The following is a 16,892-nucleotide window of genomic DNA, read 5'->3' on the forward strand; positions in this document are numbered from 1 at the left end:
CGGACGGTAGGCGACGCCGGGCCGCGCCCGGCCCCGTCGCCCTGGCGCTGTCGCATTTCGTCGCATCGCGCCGTATCGTTCCCACTGCCTGATCCTGACTTCCATGACCTCCCATACCTTTTTCTGCGTGGACGGCCACACTTGCGGCAACCCCGTGCGCATGGTCGCGGGCGGTGCCCCGGCACTGCAGGGTGCCAATATGGTCGAGAAACGCGCGCATTTCCTGCGCGAGTACGACTGGATACGCACCGGCCTGATGTTCGAGCCGCGCGGCCACGACATGATGTCGGGCGCGATCCTGTATCCGCCGACGCGGCCGGATTGCGACATCGCCTTTCTCTTCATCGAGACGTCCGGATGCCTGCCGATGTGCGGGCACGGCACCATCGGCACGGTGACTATGGCTCTCGAACGCGGGCTGGTGACGCCGCGCGAGCCCGGGGTCCTGCGCATCGATACGCCGGCCGGCCTCGTGCAAGCGCGCTACGAAATGGACGGGCCCTATGTGAATAGCGTGCGGATCACCAACGTGCCGTCTTTTCTGTTCGCCACCGGCCTGGAAGCCGAGGTCGAGGGCCTGGGCCTGGTCAAGGCCGATGTCGCCTACGGGGGCAATTTTTACGCCATCGTGTCGCCGCAGCAGGCTTTCGCCGGCCTGGAGAACGTCCAGCCTTCCGACCTGCTGCGCTGGAGCCCCCGGCTGCGGCAGGCGTTCGGCAGCAAGTATCAATTCGTTCATCCGGAGAACCCCGCCATCAATGGACTGTCCCACGTCCTGTGGACGGGCACGCCGCAACATCCGGAAGCTCATGCCCGCAACGCCGTGTTCTATGGCGACAAGGCGATCGACCGGTCGCCGTGCGGTACCGGGACCTCGGCGCGCATGGCCCAGTGGGCGGCGCAGGGCAAGCTGGATGTCGGCAGCGATTTCGTGCACGAGAGCATCATCGGTACGTTGTTCCGCGGCCGCGTGGAATCGCGCACACGGGTCGGCGACCTGGACGCCATCGTGCCGTCCATCGAAGGCTGGGCGCGCATGACCGGGTACAACACCATCTTCATCGACGACCGCGATCCCCTGAAGCATGGGTTCCAATTGAAGGACAAGGTTTAGCGTGTCCCTGGCGGGCAGCATCGCGCGAGATGCTACTCCCCGACGGGGAGTTCCCCGGCCACACTTTTTCACAGGCGAGGTCCCAATGGAAATCAGGCTACCCACTTTCTTTTCGTCCTGGCGCGTGCTGGCCCTGATGCTGCTGACTTCGCTGCTGTCCGGCTGCGGGATGAACAACATCCCCACGCTGGACGAACAGGTCAAGGCAGCCTGGGCGCAGGTGGAAAACCAATACCAGCGCCGCGCCGACCTTATTCCCAACCTGGTGGAGACCGTCAAGGGCTATGCCAAACAGGAACAGGACACCCTGACCGCGGTGGTAGAGGCGCGTGCCAAGGCGACGTCGATCAAGGTGGATGCCAGCACCATCGACGATCCGCAGAAGCTGCAGCAGTTCGATCAGGCACAGCAGCAGCTTGGCGGCGCGTTGAGCCGCCTGCTGGTGGTTTCCGAGCGCTACCCGGACCTGAAGTCGAACCAGAACTTCCTGGCCCTGCAATCGCAGCTCGAGGGAACGGAGAACCGCATCGCCGTGGCCCGGCGCGATTACATCGCGGCGGTGGAGCGCTACAACACCGAGATCCGCACCTTCCCGGGTCGCCTGTGGCATATGGTGCTGTATCGCGACCTGCCGCTGCGCGAAACCTTCAAGGCGAGCGCGCCGCAGGCGGACCAGGCGCCCAAGGTGAAATTCTGATGAGGCGCACGGCAGCCGGGTGGGTGGCCGCGGTCGTGCTGTCGGCCTATGCGCTGGCGGCCGGGGCCCAGGTACCAGCGCAGAAAGAGGGCGCCCAGCCTTCGCGCTCGACGATTTCCGGGCCGTTTTCGGCGGGGGCGCCGTCGGATGCGCCGACGCCGTCCACGTCCGGGGCTGGCACTCCTGCCGCCGGTACCCCGGGGGCCGATACGGCCAAGGCCAACACGTCAGGCTCCAATGCGCCCGCTCCCACGCCGGGTGGGGCCGGCCCCACCGCGCCCGATGCGCGGGCGCCCGCGCCTGGCGCGGCCGGCCCCACCGCGCCCGGTGCGCGGGCGCCCGCGCCTGGCGCGGCCGGCGATGCGGCGTCCGATTCCGCCACGGCGGGTGCCCCCACGCCGGCCCTGGTGGGCCGTGTCGTCGATGACGCCGGTTTGCTCGACCCGGCCAGCAGCTCGCGGTTGGCCGAGATGCTGGCCGCGCACGAGAAGGCCACGGGCCAGCAAGTGGTGGTGGTCACCGTGCCCAGCTTGCGCGGCGTACCGATCGAGGATTTCGGCTACCAGCTGGGGCGCCGTTGGGGCATCGGCCAGAAAGGCAAGGACAACGGCGCGCTGCTGATCGTCGCGCGCGACGATCGGAAGGTGCGCATCGAGGTCGGCTATGGCCTGGAAGGGACGCTGACGGATGCGATCTCGTCGTCCATCATCAACCAGGTCATCATTCCCGCCTTCCGGCAGGGCGACTTCAACAAGGGCATCGTCGACGGCACCACGACCATGCTGAAGGTGTTGAGCGGCGATCCGGACGCGGTTCCGCAACGCCAGGTGGCGGCCGAACGGGACGGGCCCACATCCATTCCTGTCTTCATCATCCTGCTGTTCATCGTCATTGTCGTGATTTCGCGCATGCGTGGCGGTGGCACAGGTGGCCGCAGGGGCGGCGTGCTGCCTGGCGCCATACTCGGTGGCATCGCCGGCAGCCGAGGCCGGTACGGGTCGTCCGGCGGATTTGGCGGCGGTGGCGGGTTCGGCGGTGGCGGCGGGTTTACGGGCGGCGGCGGCAGTTTCGGTGGCGGCGGTGCCTCCGGCAATTGGTAGCGGTACGCGCCGGCATCCAGGACAGCGATGCCGGGCGCAAGGCGATGGGCGAAACCTGGCCGGATAACGGCCGGCCAGCAATGACGGGACGATATGACACTGCTGAATGAAACCGAACTGCGGCAGGTGGCGCAAACCATCGCCCGGATCGAGCGCGATACCGACGCGGAGATCGTCACCGTACTGGCCGCGCGGGCCGACGACTATGCCTATATCCCGCTGCTGTGGGCCAGTGTGATCGCGCTGGTGGTGCCGGGCCTGCTGAACTACGGCGTCGTCGTATTAGGCCCCCACGAGCTGCTGATGACGCAATGGGCGGTTTTTATCGTGCTGGCTTTGCTGTTCCGGATTCCATCGATTACGACGCGCCTGATCCCTCGGCATGTGCGCCGCTGGCGCGCGGCCAATCTGGCGCGCCGGCAGTTCCTGGAGCAGAACCTGCACCATACCCAAGGCGAAACCGGGATGCTGATTTTCGTGTCGGAAGCCGAACGCTACGTCGAGATCCTGGTGGATCGCGGTATCAGCGCCCGGCTGCCGGATGCGACGTGGGAGCCCATCATCGCCACATTCACCGAACAGGTGCGCAAGGGCGAAACCTTGCAGGGCTTCGTAGGCTGCATCGAACGCTGCGGGGCGCTGCTCGCGCAGCATCTTCCCAGCACGTCGCAGCGCGACGAATTGCCGAACCGGCTGATCGTGCTTCCCTAGCGCGTGGCCGCGCGCAGCGTTCGCCGCGCCTAGGGTTTTTCCCAGTCCGGACGGCGGCGGATATCCGGCGCTGCTGCTATTCTTCTTTCTTGTCGGCGAGGCCCGTTCCGACAGGGCAGCGGGCTCGCCAGGACACCCCATAACGCGCGTGCCGCGCGGGCTTTCGCCGCCCGCACAGGCCGCCGGCCAGGCAGCAAAGAACAACAGAACCACGCATATCGTCTTCAGGAGACCGCCATGTCCAACGCCATCCAATCCGTGCTGGTCGAAAACCGGGTATTCCCACCGCCCCAGCGCGCATCGCAGGGAGCCAGCATTCCCAGCATGGAAGCCTACGAAAAGCTGTATCGGGAGGCCGACCAGGACAGTTCGAATTTCTGGGCCCGCATGGGGCGCGAGAACCTTGCCTGGACCAAGCCCTTTACCCAGGTCCTGGACGATAGCAATGCGCCGTTCTACCGATGGTTCGCCGATGGCGAGCTGAACGTATCGTTCAACTGCCTGGACAGGCAGGTCCAGAACGGCAACGCCGGCAAGGTCGCCATCATTTTCGAAAGCGACGACGGCAAGGTGGACAAGGTCACCTATGCCGACCTGCTGGCGCGGGTCTGCCGTTTCGCCAACGGCCTGAAATCGCTGGGCTACAAGAAGGGCGACCGCGCCATCATCTATATGCCGATGTCCGTGGAGGCCGTGGTGGCGATGCAGGCCTGCGTGCGGCTGGGCGTCATCCATTCGGTGGTCTTTGGCGGCTTTTCGGCCAAGAGCCTGCAGGAACGCATCGTGGACGTCGGTGCCACGCTGGTCATTACGGCCGACGAACAGGTCCGTGGCGGCAAGGTGATCCCGCTCAAGCCCGCCGTCGAGGAAGCCTTCGGCATGGGCGGCTGCGAGGCCGTGCGCCAGGTCGTCGTATATCGACGCACGGGCGGGCAGGTGGCGTGGAACGCCGGCCGCGACCTGTGGATGCACGAAGTCCAGGCCAACCAGCCGGATACCTGCGAGCCGGTCCCGGTAGAGGCCGAACACCCCCTCTTCATCCTGTATACGTCCGGTTCGACCGGCAAGCCCAAGGGCGTGCAGCATTCGTCGGCGGGCTACCTGCTGTGGGCGCTGCTGACGGTGAAATGGACGTTCGACGCGCGGCCCGACGACGTCTATTGGTGCACCGCCGACGTCGGCTGGATCACCGGCCATTCCTATATCGCCTATGGACCGCTGGCCGCGGGCCTGACGCAGGTCATGTTCGAAGGCGTGCCGACCTATCCCAACGCCGGGCGTTTCTGGGACATGATTGCCCGCCACAAGGTCACCACCTTCTATACGGCGCCCACCGCCATCCGGTCGCTGATCAAGGCGGCGGACGCCAATCCCGACACCCATCCCGGCCGCTACGACCTGGCCAGCCTGCGCATCCTGGGCACGGTGGGCGAGCCCATCAATCCCGAAGCCTGGATGTGGTATCACAAAAATGTCGGCAACGAGCGCTGCCCCATCGTGGATACCTGGTGGCAGACCGAGACGGGCGGCCATATGATCACGCCCCTGCCGGGCGCCACTCCGACCAAGCCCGGTTCCTGCACGCTGCCCCTGCCGGGTGTCGCGGCGGCGATCGTCGACGAGACCGGCGCCGATGTCGAATCGGGCAACGGTGGCTTCCTGGTCATCAAGAAGCCCTGGCCGGCGATGATCCGCAATATCTGGGGCGACCCGGAACGTTTCAAGAAGAGCTATTTCCCGTCCGAACTGCGCGGGTATTACCTGGCGGGGGACGGCGCGCAGCGCGACGGCGACGGCTACTTCTGGATCATGGGGCGCATCGACGACGTGCTCAATGTGTCCGGCCACCGGCTGGGCACCATGGAGGTGGAGTCCGCGCTGGTCGCGCATCCTTTGGTGGCGGAGGCGGCGGTGGTCGGCCGTCCCGACGAGACCACGGGCGAGGCCGTGGTGGCGTTCGTGGTGCTCAAGCGCGCCCGGCCGGAAGGCGCCGAGGCCACGGAGATCGCGCGGCAGCTGCGCGACTGGGTCGCCAAGGAAATCGGCCCCATCGCCAAGCCCAAGGACATCCGATTCGGCGACAACCTGCCCAAGACGCGTTCCGGCAAGATCATGCGCCGCCTGTTGCGCGTGGTAGCCAAGGGCGAAGAGATCACGCAGGACGTATCCACGCTGGAAAACCCGCAGATCCTGGAGCAACTGGCCAAGTCGCTGTAGCGATCCGCCAGGGCAACGGGCGCTGTCCCGCCGCCACGACGCCGCCGTGAGCGCGCAGTAGAATGCCCGCTTTCGCCGGTCCGCAGGCCGGCGCAAGCGAGGAAAAATGCAAGCGCGACAGGGCGCCGTCGATGGCGTCGCATGGGTGCTGATGGTGGTGACCGTCCTGGCCTGGGCGGGCAGCTGGATCGCCATGAAAATGGTGGTCCCGTACATCGGCCCCTTCGATTTCGTGGTGATCCGCTACGTGTGCGGCGGCGCCGTCCTGCTGGCGGTCGCGCTGGCGATGCGGCGTTCGCTGTCCATGCCGTCGTGGCGGCTGACCATCGCGGTCGGGCTGACACAGACGGCGGCATTCCAGGGCATGGTGCAAATGGCCCTGGTGCACGGCGGTGTCGCCAAGGTCTCGCTGATGGCCTACACCATGCCTTTCTGGGTAGTGCTGTTCGGCTGGATCCTGCTGGGCGAACGGCCCACGCGCCGCCATTGGCTGGGCATCGGCCTGGCGGCGGTCGGCCTGGTCTGCGTCATCGCCCCCTGGAACCGCATCGGCGACAACGCCAGCGTGCTGATGGGCGTGGCCGGCGGCATGTTCTGGGGCCTGGGGACCGTGCTGGCCAAGCGCGGCTTCAACCGCCTCGAGCCGGATATCGTCGTGTTCACGGGATGGCAGATGTTTTTCGGCGGTATCGCCATGGTGCCCGTGGCGCTGGCCGTGCCGCAGATCGACGCGGTGTGGAACCGGCAGCTCGTGCTGGGCATGGCGTACATCATTCTTATCGCGTCGGCGGCCGGATGGCTGTTGTGGCTGATCGTCGTGCGGCGCGTGCCGGCCTCCGTGGCCGGCATGTCCAGCCTGGGCACGCCCGTCATCGCGGCGCTGCTGGCCTGGCCGATTTTCGGCGAACGCCCGCCGCCTGTCGAAGGCCTGGGCATGGTCCTGATCCTGTGCGGCCTGGTGGTGGTCGCGCGCGCGGCGGGCCGTTCCCCGCCGCGTCCCTTACCGGTATGAAAGGAAAGACAAGATGATCGATTTGCGCAGCGATACCGTGACGCGTCCCACGCCAGCCATGCGCGGCGTAATGGCCGACGCGCCGGTCGGCGACGATGTCATGGGCGACGATCCCACCGTGCTGCGCCTGCAGTCCGATGTGGCGGCGCGGGCTGGCAAGGAAGCCGCCCTGTTTTTTCCCTCTGGCACGCAGAGCAATTTGGCCGCGCTTATGGCGCATTGCGGCCGAGGCGACGAATACCTGGTCGGCCAGTTGGCCCATACCTACAAGTACGAGGGCGGCGGCGCCGCCGTCCTGGGCAGCGTGCAGCCACAGCCCATCGAGCATGCCGCCGACGGCAGCCTGCCGCTGGACAAGCTGCGCGCGGCGATCAAGCCCAAGGGGGATCCCCATTTCGCGCGTACCCGGTTGCTGGCGCTGGAAAATACCTTCCATGGGCAGGTGATTCCGCAGTCCTACATCGAGGAGGCGGCTGCCTTGGCCCGCCAGCATGAGCTGGCCCTGCACCTGGACGGCGCGCGTGTCTTCAACGCGGCCGTCGCGTCCGGCCGCGACCTGGCCGATATTTGCCGGCCCTTCGATTCCGTATCGATCTGCTTTTCCAAGGGATTGGGCGCGCCCGTCGGCTCGGTGCTGGTCGGCAGCCGCGACCTGATCGCCACCGCGACGCGCTGGCGCAAGGTGCTGGGCGGAGGCATGCGGCAGTCCGGCATCCTGGCGGCCGCCTGCCAATACGCAATGGCGCATCACGTCGATCGCCTGGCAGAGGATCATGCCAACGCCGAACGACTCGCAAACGGGCTGCGCCAGGTGGCCGGGATCAGCGTGGTGCGGCAGTCCACGAATATGGTGTTCGTGGATGTCCCCGCAAGCCATTGCCGGGCCTTGACCGATTATGCCGGGACGCGCGGGGTGCTGATGAACGCCGTTTATGGCGGTACGACGCGGCTGGTGACGCACCTGGACGTGTCCAGGGCCGACATCGATACCGCTGTCGCCACCGTAAAGGACTATTTCGCGCGCGCCTAGCGAGCCGGCATCGCCGCCGCGTCCGGATCAGGTGTGGAGCATGACCTGCATCAGGTGGCGGCGCATGATGGCCGCCGCCCATTCCTGGTCCCCTTCCTCCAGCGCCTGAATGATGGCCAGGTGTTCCTCCAGAGACACCCGGAAGCGGGGTGCCTTGCTGAGGAACGAGCTGTGGTTTTCCAGCCGCCGCAACTGGTTCTGCTGCTGGATGGTTTGCAGGAAGAAGCGATTGCCGCAGAAGCGGCCCAGGGTTTCGTGAAAATCGGAATTCAGGGCAAAAAAGGTATCCACGGATATCTTTCCGTCCGCGCTGTCGCGCAGCAACGCCTCGTGGGCCGCGCGCAGCCGCCGCAAGGCCGACTGGTCGGCCTTGAATGTCGGCTCCAGCAGGGCGCTGCATTCCACGGCGGCGCGGAAGCGGTAGCTTTCCTGGCGGGCGTCGGATTCCAGTAGCGAATGCGTAAAACGCCAGCCATGGCCCTGGCGTTTTTCTATCAGCGCCTCGGCGCTCAGGCGCACCAGTGTCTTGGCAAGCACGCTGCGGGTGACCCCGTAGCGCTGCTGCAGGTCGCGATCGGTGAAGCTGTCCGGTATCAGCCGCGCGGCGCGGTCTTCGATCAACCTGGCGTACAGGTCGTTGGCCGTCATGCCGGGTGCCCGCAGCAGCGGCGGGCTGACGCCGTCTTCCATTTCCCTGACGTAGAAACCGCTGTGCGGGCGCGATTCGATGAAATGCTCGGCGGCCAGCAGCTTCAGGGCCGCCCGGACGGGCGTGCGGGAGACCTGGTAGCGCTTGGCCAGCGATTCTTCCGACAGGTGCGTGCCCGTCTCGTGTATGCGAGAAATGATGTCGCCGGCAATGCGTCTCGCCAGGTCGACCTGCAGCCCGGTGGGCTGCGAAGCGTCTTTCCGGACCTGCATAATGCTCCCTGATCGATCACAACAGCGTGCGAACGGCCTACCGCGGTATTTTTCTTATGGGATCGCGGCGTGGCGCGACGCGATCGCGGAAACGAGAAAACGATTGCAGAAGCAGGAGTCTGGGCACAAGCCTTATGTCCAGGCAGGATACGCGCAATAGCGCTTATTGGCGACTTCGGCGCGCGCTTATTGGGATTCTCGCAACATCATGAGGGCCGCGTAGCCCGCGCGGGAATCGGGCCACGCCAATGCGTAGCCGTCGGCGCGCAGCCGGTCGTTGCGCAGCTTTTTGCTGCCTATCCCGGCAGGCGCAGGTCCGGCCGCGGGCCGCGCGCAGCCCAGGCGGTCGGCGAGGAAGTCGTACAGGACGTCGATGGGCAGCGGCGTATCGTCGCTGCCGATGTAGAGCGGCTGGGCCGCCGGCAGCATCAGCAGGTGCGCGATGGCGCCCGCGGCGTCGTCGGCGTGCATGCGGTTGGCCCAATGCGGGATATCCCGGGGGACCACCGCCGTGCCGGCGCGCAGGCGATCGAGCAACTGCAGGCGGCCGGGACCGTACAGCCCCGATAGCCGCAGGATGGTCGACGGTAGGTCCTGCGCGGCCAGCCATTGTTCCGCCTGCAGCAGCACGGCGCCGTTCATGCCGGGCGGCGAGGGCGGCGTGGCTTCGTCGATCCAGGCACCGCCATGGTCGCCGTAGACGGCCGTCGACGACACGAACACCAGCCGGCGCAGGGTGCGCCGGTCCAGCTGGCCGATCACATGGCGCAGGCCGTCGATGAAGACGGCCCGGTAGGCGGATTCCTCCCGCCGGCCCGGGCTTAGCGCGACCACGACGCGGGTCAGATCGGGCGGCAATTGGCGCAGCGTGTCCGGTCGCGTGACGTCGGCGGCCAGCCAGCGGATGTTGGCCGCCTGGATGTTGGTCGCCTCCCGCGCCGGCGGTGTGCGCCGCAGGGCCCAGATGCGCGGCGGGCGGGCTGCGCGGGACAGCCGGTCCGCCACGCGCCGCCCGAGATCGCCGCCGCCCACCAGCAGGATGCGTTCGTCGCTATCCGCGGCCGCGCCGGTATCCATGCTACATGCCGGTGTATACAGGACCTTCGCCGCCCTGCGGCGCCACCCAGACGATGTTCTGCGTGGGGTCCTTGATGTCGCAGGTCTTGCAGTGCACGCAGTTCTGCGCGTTGATCTGCAGGCGGTCCGCCCCGTGATCGTCCTTGACGAACTCGTAGACCGCCGCCGGGCAGTAGCGCGCCTCCGGGCCGCCGTAGCGGGCGAGGTTCACGGCGACCGGCACGCTGGGGTCCTTCAGCGTCAGGTGGACGGGTTCGTTCTCGTCGTGGTTGGTGTTGGAGATGAAGACCGAACTGAGCCTGTCGAAGGTGAGCTTGCCATCGGGCTTGGGATAGTCGATCCGCGCGCACTGCGATGCAGGCTGCAGACAGGCGTGATCCGGCTTGGTGCGATGGATGGTCCACGGGAACTTGCCCTTGAGCAGCCATTGCTCGATCCCGGTCATCAGGGTCGCCATGGTGCGGCCCTTCTTGAACCATTGCTTGAAATTGCGCGCCTTGTACAGCTCTTCCCGCAGCCAGGACGACTCGAACGCGGCCGGGTAGGCGGCCAGGACGTCCTGCCGGCGGTCGGCCGTCACGGCCTGGAACGCGGCTTCGGCCGCCATGGCGCCGGACTTGATGGCCCCGTGGCTGCCCTTGATGCGGGGCGCGTTCAAGAAGCCGGCTTCGCAGCCGATCAGCGCGCCGCCGGGAAAAGCCAGCTTGGGCAGGGACAGCAGGCCGCCGGCCGTGAGCGCGCGCGCACCGTAGGCGATACGCTTGCCGCCTTCGAAGGTGCCGCGGATGGCCGGATGCGTCTTGTAGCGCTGGAATTCCTCGAATGGCGAAAGCCAGGGGTTGGCGTAATCCAGGCCGACCACCATGCCGACGGCGACCATGTTGTTGTTCAGGTGATAAAGAAAGGAGCCGCCGTAGGTGTCGGAATCCAGCGGCCAGCCGGCCGTGTGGACCACCAGCCCGGGGTGCGACTGCGCGGGATCGACTTCCCACAATTCCTTGATGCCGATGCCGTAGCTTTGCGGGTCGCGCCCTTCGTCCAGGCGGAAGCGTTCGATCAACTGGCGTCCCAACTGGCCGCGCGAGCCTTCCGCGAACAGGGTGTAGCGCGCCAGCAGCTCCATGCCGGGCTGATAATTGGCGGTATGGCTGCCGTCGCGGGCCACGCCCATATCGCCCGTCACCACCCCGCGCACCGCGCCCTGCTCGTCGTACAGCACGCCCGCGGCGGCGAAGCCCGGGAAGATGTCCACGCCCAGCGCTTCGGCCTGTTCGCCCAGCCAGCGCACGACCTCGCCCAGGCGGACGATGTAGTTGCCTTCGTTGCGGAAGCAGTCCGGCAGGAGGAAGTGCGGCGTGGCGCGGGCGCCGGTGCGGCTCAGGAAGAGGAATTTGTCCCGCGTGACCGGTACGTTCAGCGGAGCGCCTTTTTCTTTCCAGTCCGGAATCAGTTCGGTCAGGGCACGCGGGTCCATGACGGCCCCGGACAGGATGTGGGCGCCTAGCTCGGCGCCTTTCTCCAGCACGCAGACGCTGACGTCGTGATTTTTCTCGGCGGCCAACTGCTTTAGCCGGATGGCGGCAGCCAGGCCGGCGGGCCCGCCGCCGACCACCACCACGTCGTATTCCATCGATTCCCGTTCTGACATGCGCCTTGTCCCCTGATGCGATGTGGGCTGGAAGTATGATTCGGATCAACCCTGGATTGTATTGCAGCTCTCCATGACCCTTCCCGACACCCCCGCGCCCGCGCCCGGCAGCACCCATATCGTCGAAATGCCCCTGCGCTGGGGCGATTCCGACGCGCTCAACCACCTGAACAACACGCTGTATTTCCGCCTGATGGAAGAGGCGCGCATGCAGTTGCTGTACGCCGCGGGCATCAGGCTGCCGGCCGATGTGGGACCCATACTGGCCCATGCCTCCTGCGACTTCCTGCGCCCCCTAACGTATCCCGCGTCGGTGCAAGTGACCCATACGCTGACGCGTATCGGAAAATCCAGCATGGAGTTCGACCTGGTCATCGACAAGGTCGGCGATCCGCGCGGACCCTACGCCCGCGGGCGCAACGTCCTGGTCTGGATGGACTACATCGGGAACCGCCCCCAGCCCTGGCCTACCCAGGTGCTGGCCGCGCTCGGGGGCGTGCTGCAATCCGCCCGGCCCGGTTTTTCCCCGTAAGCCCGTAAAATCGAACGCGTCGACCAGACGCACAACGTTGATTCGACCGCCGCGCCGGCTACCGCCGCGCGGACAATAACGCTAATCCCTATTCTGGAGCTGGAGCGATGGACAAGGTTTACGCGAGCGCCGCGGAGGCGCTGGCCGGTGTCGTCAAGGACGGCCAACTGATTGCCGTGGGGGGCTTCGGCCTTTGCGGTATCCCGGAAGCCCTGATCGCCGCGTTGCGCGACACCGGGGTCAAGAACCTGACATGCATCAGCAACAATGCCGGCGTGGACGGCTTTGGGCTGGGCCAGTTGCTGGCCACCCGGCAGATCCGCAAGATGATTGCTTCCTACGTGGGCGAAAACAAGGAGTTCGAACGCCAGTTCCTGGCCGGCGAGCTCGAGCTCGAATTCACGCCCCAGGGCACGCTGGCGGAAAAACTGCGCGCCGGCGGCGCCGGCATTCCCGCGTTTTTCACACGCACGGGCGTGGGCACGCTGGTGGCCGAGGGCAAGGAAACGCGCGAATTCGACGGCGAAACCTACATCATGGAACGTTCGCTGGTGCCGGATGTGTCGCTGGTCAAGGCCTACGCGGCCGACCGCTCCGGCAACCTGATCTTCCGCAAGACGGCGCGCAACTTCAATCCCAATGTGGCGATGGCCGGCAAGGTGACGATCGTCGAGGTCGAGAAAGTCCTGGAGACCGGCGATATCGACCCGGACCACGTTCACCTGCCGGGCATTTTCGTGCACCGCATCGTGCTCAATGCCCAACCCGAAAAGCGCATCGAGCAGCGCACCACCCGTCCCGCTTGAGGAGAAAAAATCATGGCATGGACTCGTGACGAAATGGCCGCGCGCGCGGCGCGCGAACTGCAGGATGGCTTCTATGTGAACCTGGGCATCGGCATGCCGACCCTGGTCGCCAACCATGTGCCGCCGGGCATCGAAGTCTGGCTGCAATCCGAAAACGGCCTGCTGGGCATCGGCCCCTTTCCCACCGACGATCAGGTCGACGCGGACCTGATCAACGCCGGCAAGCAGACGGTGACGACGCTGCCGGGTTCCTCGATTTTCTCTTCCGCCGACTCCTTCGGCATGATCCGCGGCGGCAAGATCAACCTGGCCATCCTGGGCGCCATGCAGGTGTCCGAAAAAGGCGACCTGGCGAACTGGATGATTCCGGGCAAGATGGTCAAGGGCATGGGCGGCGCCATGGACCTCGTCGCCGGGGTAGGGCGCGTCGTGGTGCTGATGGACCACGTCGCGCGCAAGAAGGACGGCACCGAAGACATCAAGCTGCTGCCCGAATGCACCTTGCCGCTTACCGGCGTGGGCGTGGTGGATCTGATCATCACCGATTTGTGCGTCATGGAAGTCGGCCCCGACGGCCTGAAGCTGGTCGAGCTGGCTCCTGGCGTCACCGTGGAAGAGGTCAAGGCGAAAACCCTGGCGGCGCTGGATACCAGCGGCGTGAAGGCCGCGGCCTGACGCCCCTCCGGGCGCCGGTCCCGGCGTTCCCGCAAGGAAACGGCCCGGTACGAACCTCCCCGTAAGCAGGCGCGATGTCGCGCTTCCGGGGGAGGGGCGTACCGGGCCGCTGTATTTTTCGTTGCGTCTTTTGTCCCGGTCGGGCGCTGGGGAAGCGGTCCCGGGCACGGTTCTTGCCCACGGCTTTCACCATTTTCGACCCTGGGACGGTATGTCTGCCGCGAACGCGCCGCTCGCCCTGAAAATCCTGACTGTGAACGCCCATAAGGGATTCACCTTCTTCAATCGCAAATTCATCCTGCCGGAGTTGCGCGACGCGGTGCGGGCGGTGGCGCCCGACCTTGTGTTCCTGCAGGAAGTACTCGGCGCGCACGAGATACACGCCGCGCGCTTCAAGGGCTGGCCGGAGACCTCGCAGTACGAGTTCCTGGCCGACAGCATCTGGAACGACTTCGCCTACGGTCGCAACGCGGTGTACCCGCACGGCCATCATGGCAATGCGGTCCTATCCAAATTTCCCATCGTGCAGTATGACAACATGGACGTATCCGTAGGCCATCACGAAAAGCGCGGGCTGCTGCATTGTGTGATCCAGCCGCCGGATCGCGAAAACCGCCTGCACGCGATCTGCGTGCATCTGGGCCTGCAGGAAGCACACCGCCAGAAACAGCTGGACCTGCTGTGCGGGCATATCGAACACCAGATTCCCGACGGCGAGCCCGTGGTGATCGCGGGAGACTTCAACGACTGGCGGTTGCGCGCGCACGGCAAGCTAAGCCGCTGCGCCGGGCTGAAGGAAATCTTTGTCGCCACCCAGGGCGTGGCGGCGCGCACATTCCCGGCGCGCTGGCCCCTGCTCAGGCTGGACCGCATCTACGTGCGCAACATGGCACGATTCCGTCCGCTTGCCCTGGCCACGCGCCCCTGGACCCATTTGTCCGACCATGCCCCGCTGGCGGCCGAGGTGGTGCTATGAACGCATCGCCCACCCTGGCCACGCCGCCCGCCTACAGGAGGATCGCCCCATGAGCGCGCGTTGGATACCGGGCAACGCGTTCACCTTGCTGGAGAATGGCGAAGCCTACTTTCCCCGGGTCTTCGAGGCCATCGATGCGGCGCGCGAGGAAGTCCTGGTGGAAACCTTCATTCTGTTCGACGACAAGGTCGGGCAGGAGCTGCGTCGCGCGTTGATCGAGGCGGCCAAGCGCGGCGCCCGCGTCAGCCTGTTGATCGATGGCTATGGCTCGGAGGGGCTGTCCGAGGAGTTCGTGGGGGGCCTGGTCGAGGCGGGGGTCGTCATCCGGGTATTCGATCCGCGCGCCAAGGTGCTGGGCCTGCGCACCAATGTATTCCGCCGTATGCATCGCAAGATCGTGGTGATCGACGGCGAACTGGCCTTCATCGGCGGCATCAATTTTTCCGCGGATCACTTGGCCGACTTCGGTCCGCAGGCCAAGCAGGACTACGCGATGGAAGTGCGCGGCCCCATCGTTGCCGAGATCCATCGTTTCGCGCGCCGGACGGTCGATCCGGAACGGCGCCGCCGCTGGTGGCCGCGGCGCGCGCCCCGTGCGCAGCCCGCCCGTCACGCGGGCAATGCCGACGCCATGTTCGTGGTGCGCGACAACGAGGAGCACCACACGGATATCGAGCGGCACTACCGCGCCGCGATACGCCTGGCGCGGCGCGAAGTGACCATCGCCAATGCCTATTTCTTCCCTGGATACCGGCTGTTGCGGGATATACGGAACGCCGCGCGGCGCGGCGTGCGCGTGCGCCTTATCCTGCAGGGCGAACCCGATATGCCTATCGTGAAAGTCGCGGCCGGCATGCTGTACGACCACCTGACCGCCGCGGGTGTGCAGATCTACGAATATTGCGAACGCCCGCTGCACGGCAAGGTCGCCTGCGTGGACGATACCTGGGCCACGGTGGGATCCAGCAATCTGGACCCGCTGAGCCTGGCGCTGAACCTGGAAGCGAATGTGATGGTACGCGGACAGGAGTTCGCCGCGGAGCTGCGGGCGCGCCTGGAGTGGCTGATGGAAAACCACTGCCGCCAGCCGGAGCCCGCGCCGCCGGGCAGCCGCAAGCTGCGGCGCCTGCTGTGGGGCGTCTTCGTCTACCACTTCCTGCGCCGGTTTCCTTCCTGGACGGGATGGCTGCCTGCCCACAGGCCGCGTCTGCACACGCTGGCGCCCTCGCTACCCTCCGACACGGAAAAGGCCCATGAGCAGCGACCCGCTTAGCGCCACTGGCGGCAGGGATGGCGTCATGCGGAAGTTGCGGGCCCGCTGGCCCCTGCTGCGCCGGATCCTCTTCATCGCCTTCGCGCTACTGGTCATCGGCCTGCTGGTGGACCAGGCGCGCGAGGTCGAATGGGAAAAAGTGATGGAGGCCGTGCAGGCCAACACCTGGCCTGTGCTGTTGCGCGCCAGCGGCGTGGCCTTGGCGAGCTACCTGATCTATAGCTGTTTCGATCTGCTGGCGATTCCCTATCTGGGGCACAGGATTCCGCCGTTGCGCGTGATGGCGGTGGGCATCGTGGCCTATGCCTTCAACCTGAACATGGGTTCGCTGGTGGGCAGCGTGGGATTCCGCTTCCGCCTGTACCTGAAGCTGGGATTGGAAGCAGCCGAAATCACGCGCATCGTCGGCCTGAGCCTGACGACCAATTGGCTGGGATATCTGTGGGTGGCTGGCGGCCTGTTCGCCTGGGGCGTGCTGCCCATCCCGGATAGCTGGAGCATCGGTGCCGGCGCGCTGCGGCTGATCGGCGTGGCGATGGTGGCGGCGGCATTCGCCTATGTGGCGGCGTGCGCCTGGTCGCGGCGCCGTTCGTGGACGGTACGCGGCCATGATATCCAGTTGCCCTCGGGGAAGATCGCCCTGGGCCAGAGCGTGCTGGGCAGCGCGTGCTGGATGTCGATCGGCCTGGTGGTATGGGTGCTGATGCGCCATGACGTGCCGTATCCCCTGGTGCTGGGGGTGCTGCTGCTGAGCGGCATCGCCGGCGCGGTGACGCATATCCCGGGCGGGCTGGGGGTCGTGGAGGCGGTCTTCGTCGCCATGCTGTCGGGCCAGGTTCCGCATTATGAAATCCTGGGGACGTTGCTGACGTACCGGGCGGTGTATTACCTGGGGCCGTTCGCGCTGGCGGCGGTCCTGTATTTCATCCTGGAAGCGGGGATCCGCAAGGGCGCGGAGCTGCCACCGGCGCCCAAGTCGGCGACATAGCACGGCCGTGGGCGGCCGTGCTGCACCGCAGCAGGGGTAAACCCGGGTGTGAAAATTTATTTTCATAAATACAATAGCGCCCGAAATCTGTTTACATTTTTGCGTCCGTTCAACG

16 protein-coding genes are annotated in these 16,892 nt (G+C 66.3%); 13 read left to right on the forward strand and 3 right to left on the reverse strand.

Going from position 1 to position 16,892, the window contains the following annotated elements:
• Positions 1–103: 103 nt before the first annotated feature.
• The 7 genes from CAL28_RS09235 to ltaE all read left to right on the forward strand — a co-directional run bounded on the left by CAL28_RS09235 (position 104) and on the right by ltaE (position 7,881).
• Entirely contained in the window at positions 104–1,114 is a 1,011-nt protein-coding gene (locus CAL28_RS09235; RefSeq protein ID WP_094841117.1) for a 4-hydroxyproline epimerase, read from the forward strand.
• A gap of 85 nt (positions 1,115–1,199) precedes the next feature.
• The gene (locus CAL28_RS09240) at positions 1,200–1,811 is read left to right on the forward strand and encodes a LemA family protein (protein WP_094841118.1); all 612 of its coding nucleotides are present in this window, start codon (positions 1,200–1,202) and stop codon (positions 1,809–1,811) included.
• Positions 1,811–2,911 (forward strand): TPM domain-containing protein, encoded by a 1,101-nt coding sequence (locus CAL28_RS29910; protein WP_094841119.1) that lies wholly within the window; start codon positions 1,811–1,813, stop codon positions 2,909–2,911. The genes CAL28_RS09240 and CAL28_RS29910 overlap by 1 nt, the downstream gene beginning before the upstream one ends.
• 93 nt (positions 2,912–3,004) lie before the next feature.
• Positions 3,005–3,622, forward strand: a complete 618-nt coding sequence (locus CAL28_RS09250) for a TPM domain-containing protein (protein ID WP_094841120.1) — start codon at positions 3,005–3,007, stop codon at positions 3,620–3,622.
• Positions 3,623–3,859: 237 nt separating this feature from the next.
• On the forward strand, positions 3,860–5,839 hold the full coding sequence (gene acs / locus CAL28_RS09255) for an acetate--CoA ligase (protein ID WP_094841121.1): 1,980 nt from the start codon (positions 3,860–3,862) through the stop codon (positions 5,837–5,839).
• Between the two features lie 106 nt (positions 5,840–5,945).
• Positions 5,946–6,851, forward strand: coding sequence for a DMT family transporter (locus tag CAL28_RS09260; protein ID WP_254926064.1), 906 nt, complete (start codon positions 5,946–5,948; stop codon positions 6,849–6,851).
• Between the two features lie 13 nt (positions 6,852–6,864).
• Positions 6,865–7,881, forward strand: a complete 1,017-nt coding sequence (ltaE, locus tag CAL28_RS09265) for a low-specificity L-threonine aldolase (RefSeq protein ID WP_094841122.1) — start codon at positions 6,865–6,867, stop codon at positions 7,879–7,881.
• Between the two features lie 27 nt (positions 7,882–7,908).
• On the opposite strand, the gene CAL28_RS09270 is transcribed toward ltaE, so the two are convergent.
• The 3 genes from CAL28_RS09270 to CAL28_RS09280 form a co-directional block, all read right to left on the reverse strand.
• Positions 7,909–8,802: a GntR family transcriptional regulator gene (locus CAL28_RS09270; RefSeq protein WP_094841123.1), complete on the reverse strand. Its 894-nt coding sequence runs from the start codon at positions 8,800–8,802 to the stop codon at positions 7,909–7,911.
• A gap of 186 nt (positions 8,803–8,988) precedes the next feature.
• Positions 8,989–9,879, reverse strand: a complete 891-nt coding sequence (locus CAL28_RS09275) for an NAD-dependent epimerase/dehydratase family protein (protein ID WP_094841124.1) — start codon at positions 9,877–9,879, stop codon at positions 8,989–8,991.
• A gap of 1 nt (position 9,880) precedes the next feature.
• Positions 9,881–11,527 carry an electron transfer flavoprotein-ubiquinone oxidoreductase gene (locus CAL28_RS09280; protein ID WP_176463937.1) on the reverse strand — a complete coding sequence of 549 codons (1,647 nt, stop codon included), beginning with the start codon at positions 11,525–11,527 and terminating at the stop codon, positions 9,881–9,883.
• A 73-nt stretch (positions 11,528–11,600) separates the two neighbouring features.
• Here CAL28_RS09280 and CAL28_RS09285 point away from each other — a divergent pair, with 73 nt between their 5' ends.
• The 6 genes from CAL28_RS09285 (at position 11,601) to CAL28_RS09310 (ending at position 16,777) form a co-directional block, all read left to right on the forward strand.
• Entirely contained in the window at positions 11,601–12,059 is a 459-nt protein-coding gene (locus CAL28_RS09285) for an acyl-CoA thioesterase (protein ID WP_094841126.1), read from the forward strand.
• 107 nt (positions 12,060–12,166) lie between these two features.
• Positions 12,167–12,865, forward strand: a complete 699-nt coding sequence (locus CAL28_RS09290; protein ID WP_094841127.1) for a CoA transferase subunit A — start codon at positions 12,167–12,169, stop codon at positions 12,863–12,865.
• A gap of 12 nt (positions 12,866–12,877) precedes the next feature.
• The gene (locus CAL28_RS09295; protein WP_094841128.1) at positions 12,878–13,540 is read left to right on the forward strand and encodes a CoA transferase subunit B; all 663 of its coding nucleotides are present in this window, start codon (positions 12,878–12,880) and stop codon (positions 13,538–13,540) included.
• A 211-nt stretch (positions 13,541–13,751) separates the two neighbouring features.
• The gene (locus CAL28_RS09300; protein WP_094841129.1) at positions 13,752–14,516 is read left to right on the forward strand and encodes an endonuclease/exonuclease/phosphatase family protein; all 765 of its coding nucleotides are present in this window, start codon (positions 13,752–13,754) and stop codon (positions 14,514–14,516) included.
• 49 nt (positions 14,517–14,565) lie between these two features.
• Entirely contained in the window at positions 14,566–15,789 is a 1,224-nt protein-coding gene (gene clsB, locus CAL28_RS09305) for a cardiolipin synthase ClsB (protein ID WP_094841130.1), read from the forward strand.
• Positions 15,770–16,777, forward strand: coding sequence for a lysylphosphatidylglycerol synthase domain-containing protein (locus CAL28_RS09310; protein ID WP_094841131.1), 1,008 nt, complete (start codon positions 15,770–15,772; stop codon positions 16,775–16,777). The genes clsB and CAL28_RS09310 overlap by 20 nt, the downstream gene beginning before the upstream one ends.
• The last annotated feature ends 115 nt before the right edge of the window (positions 16,778–16,892 follow it).

Source organism: Bordetella genomosp. 11 (assembly GCF_002261215.1).
Classification (GTDB): Bacteria; Pseudomonadota; Gammaproteobacteria; order Burkholderiales; family Burkholderiaceae_B; genus Bordetella_C.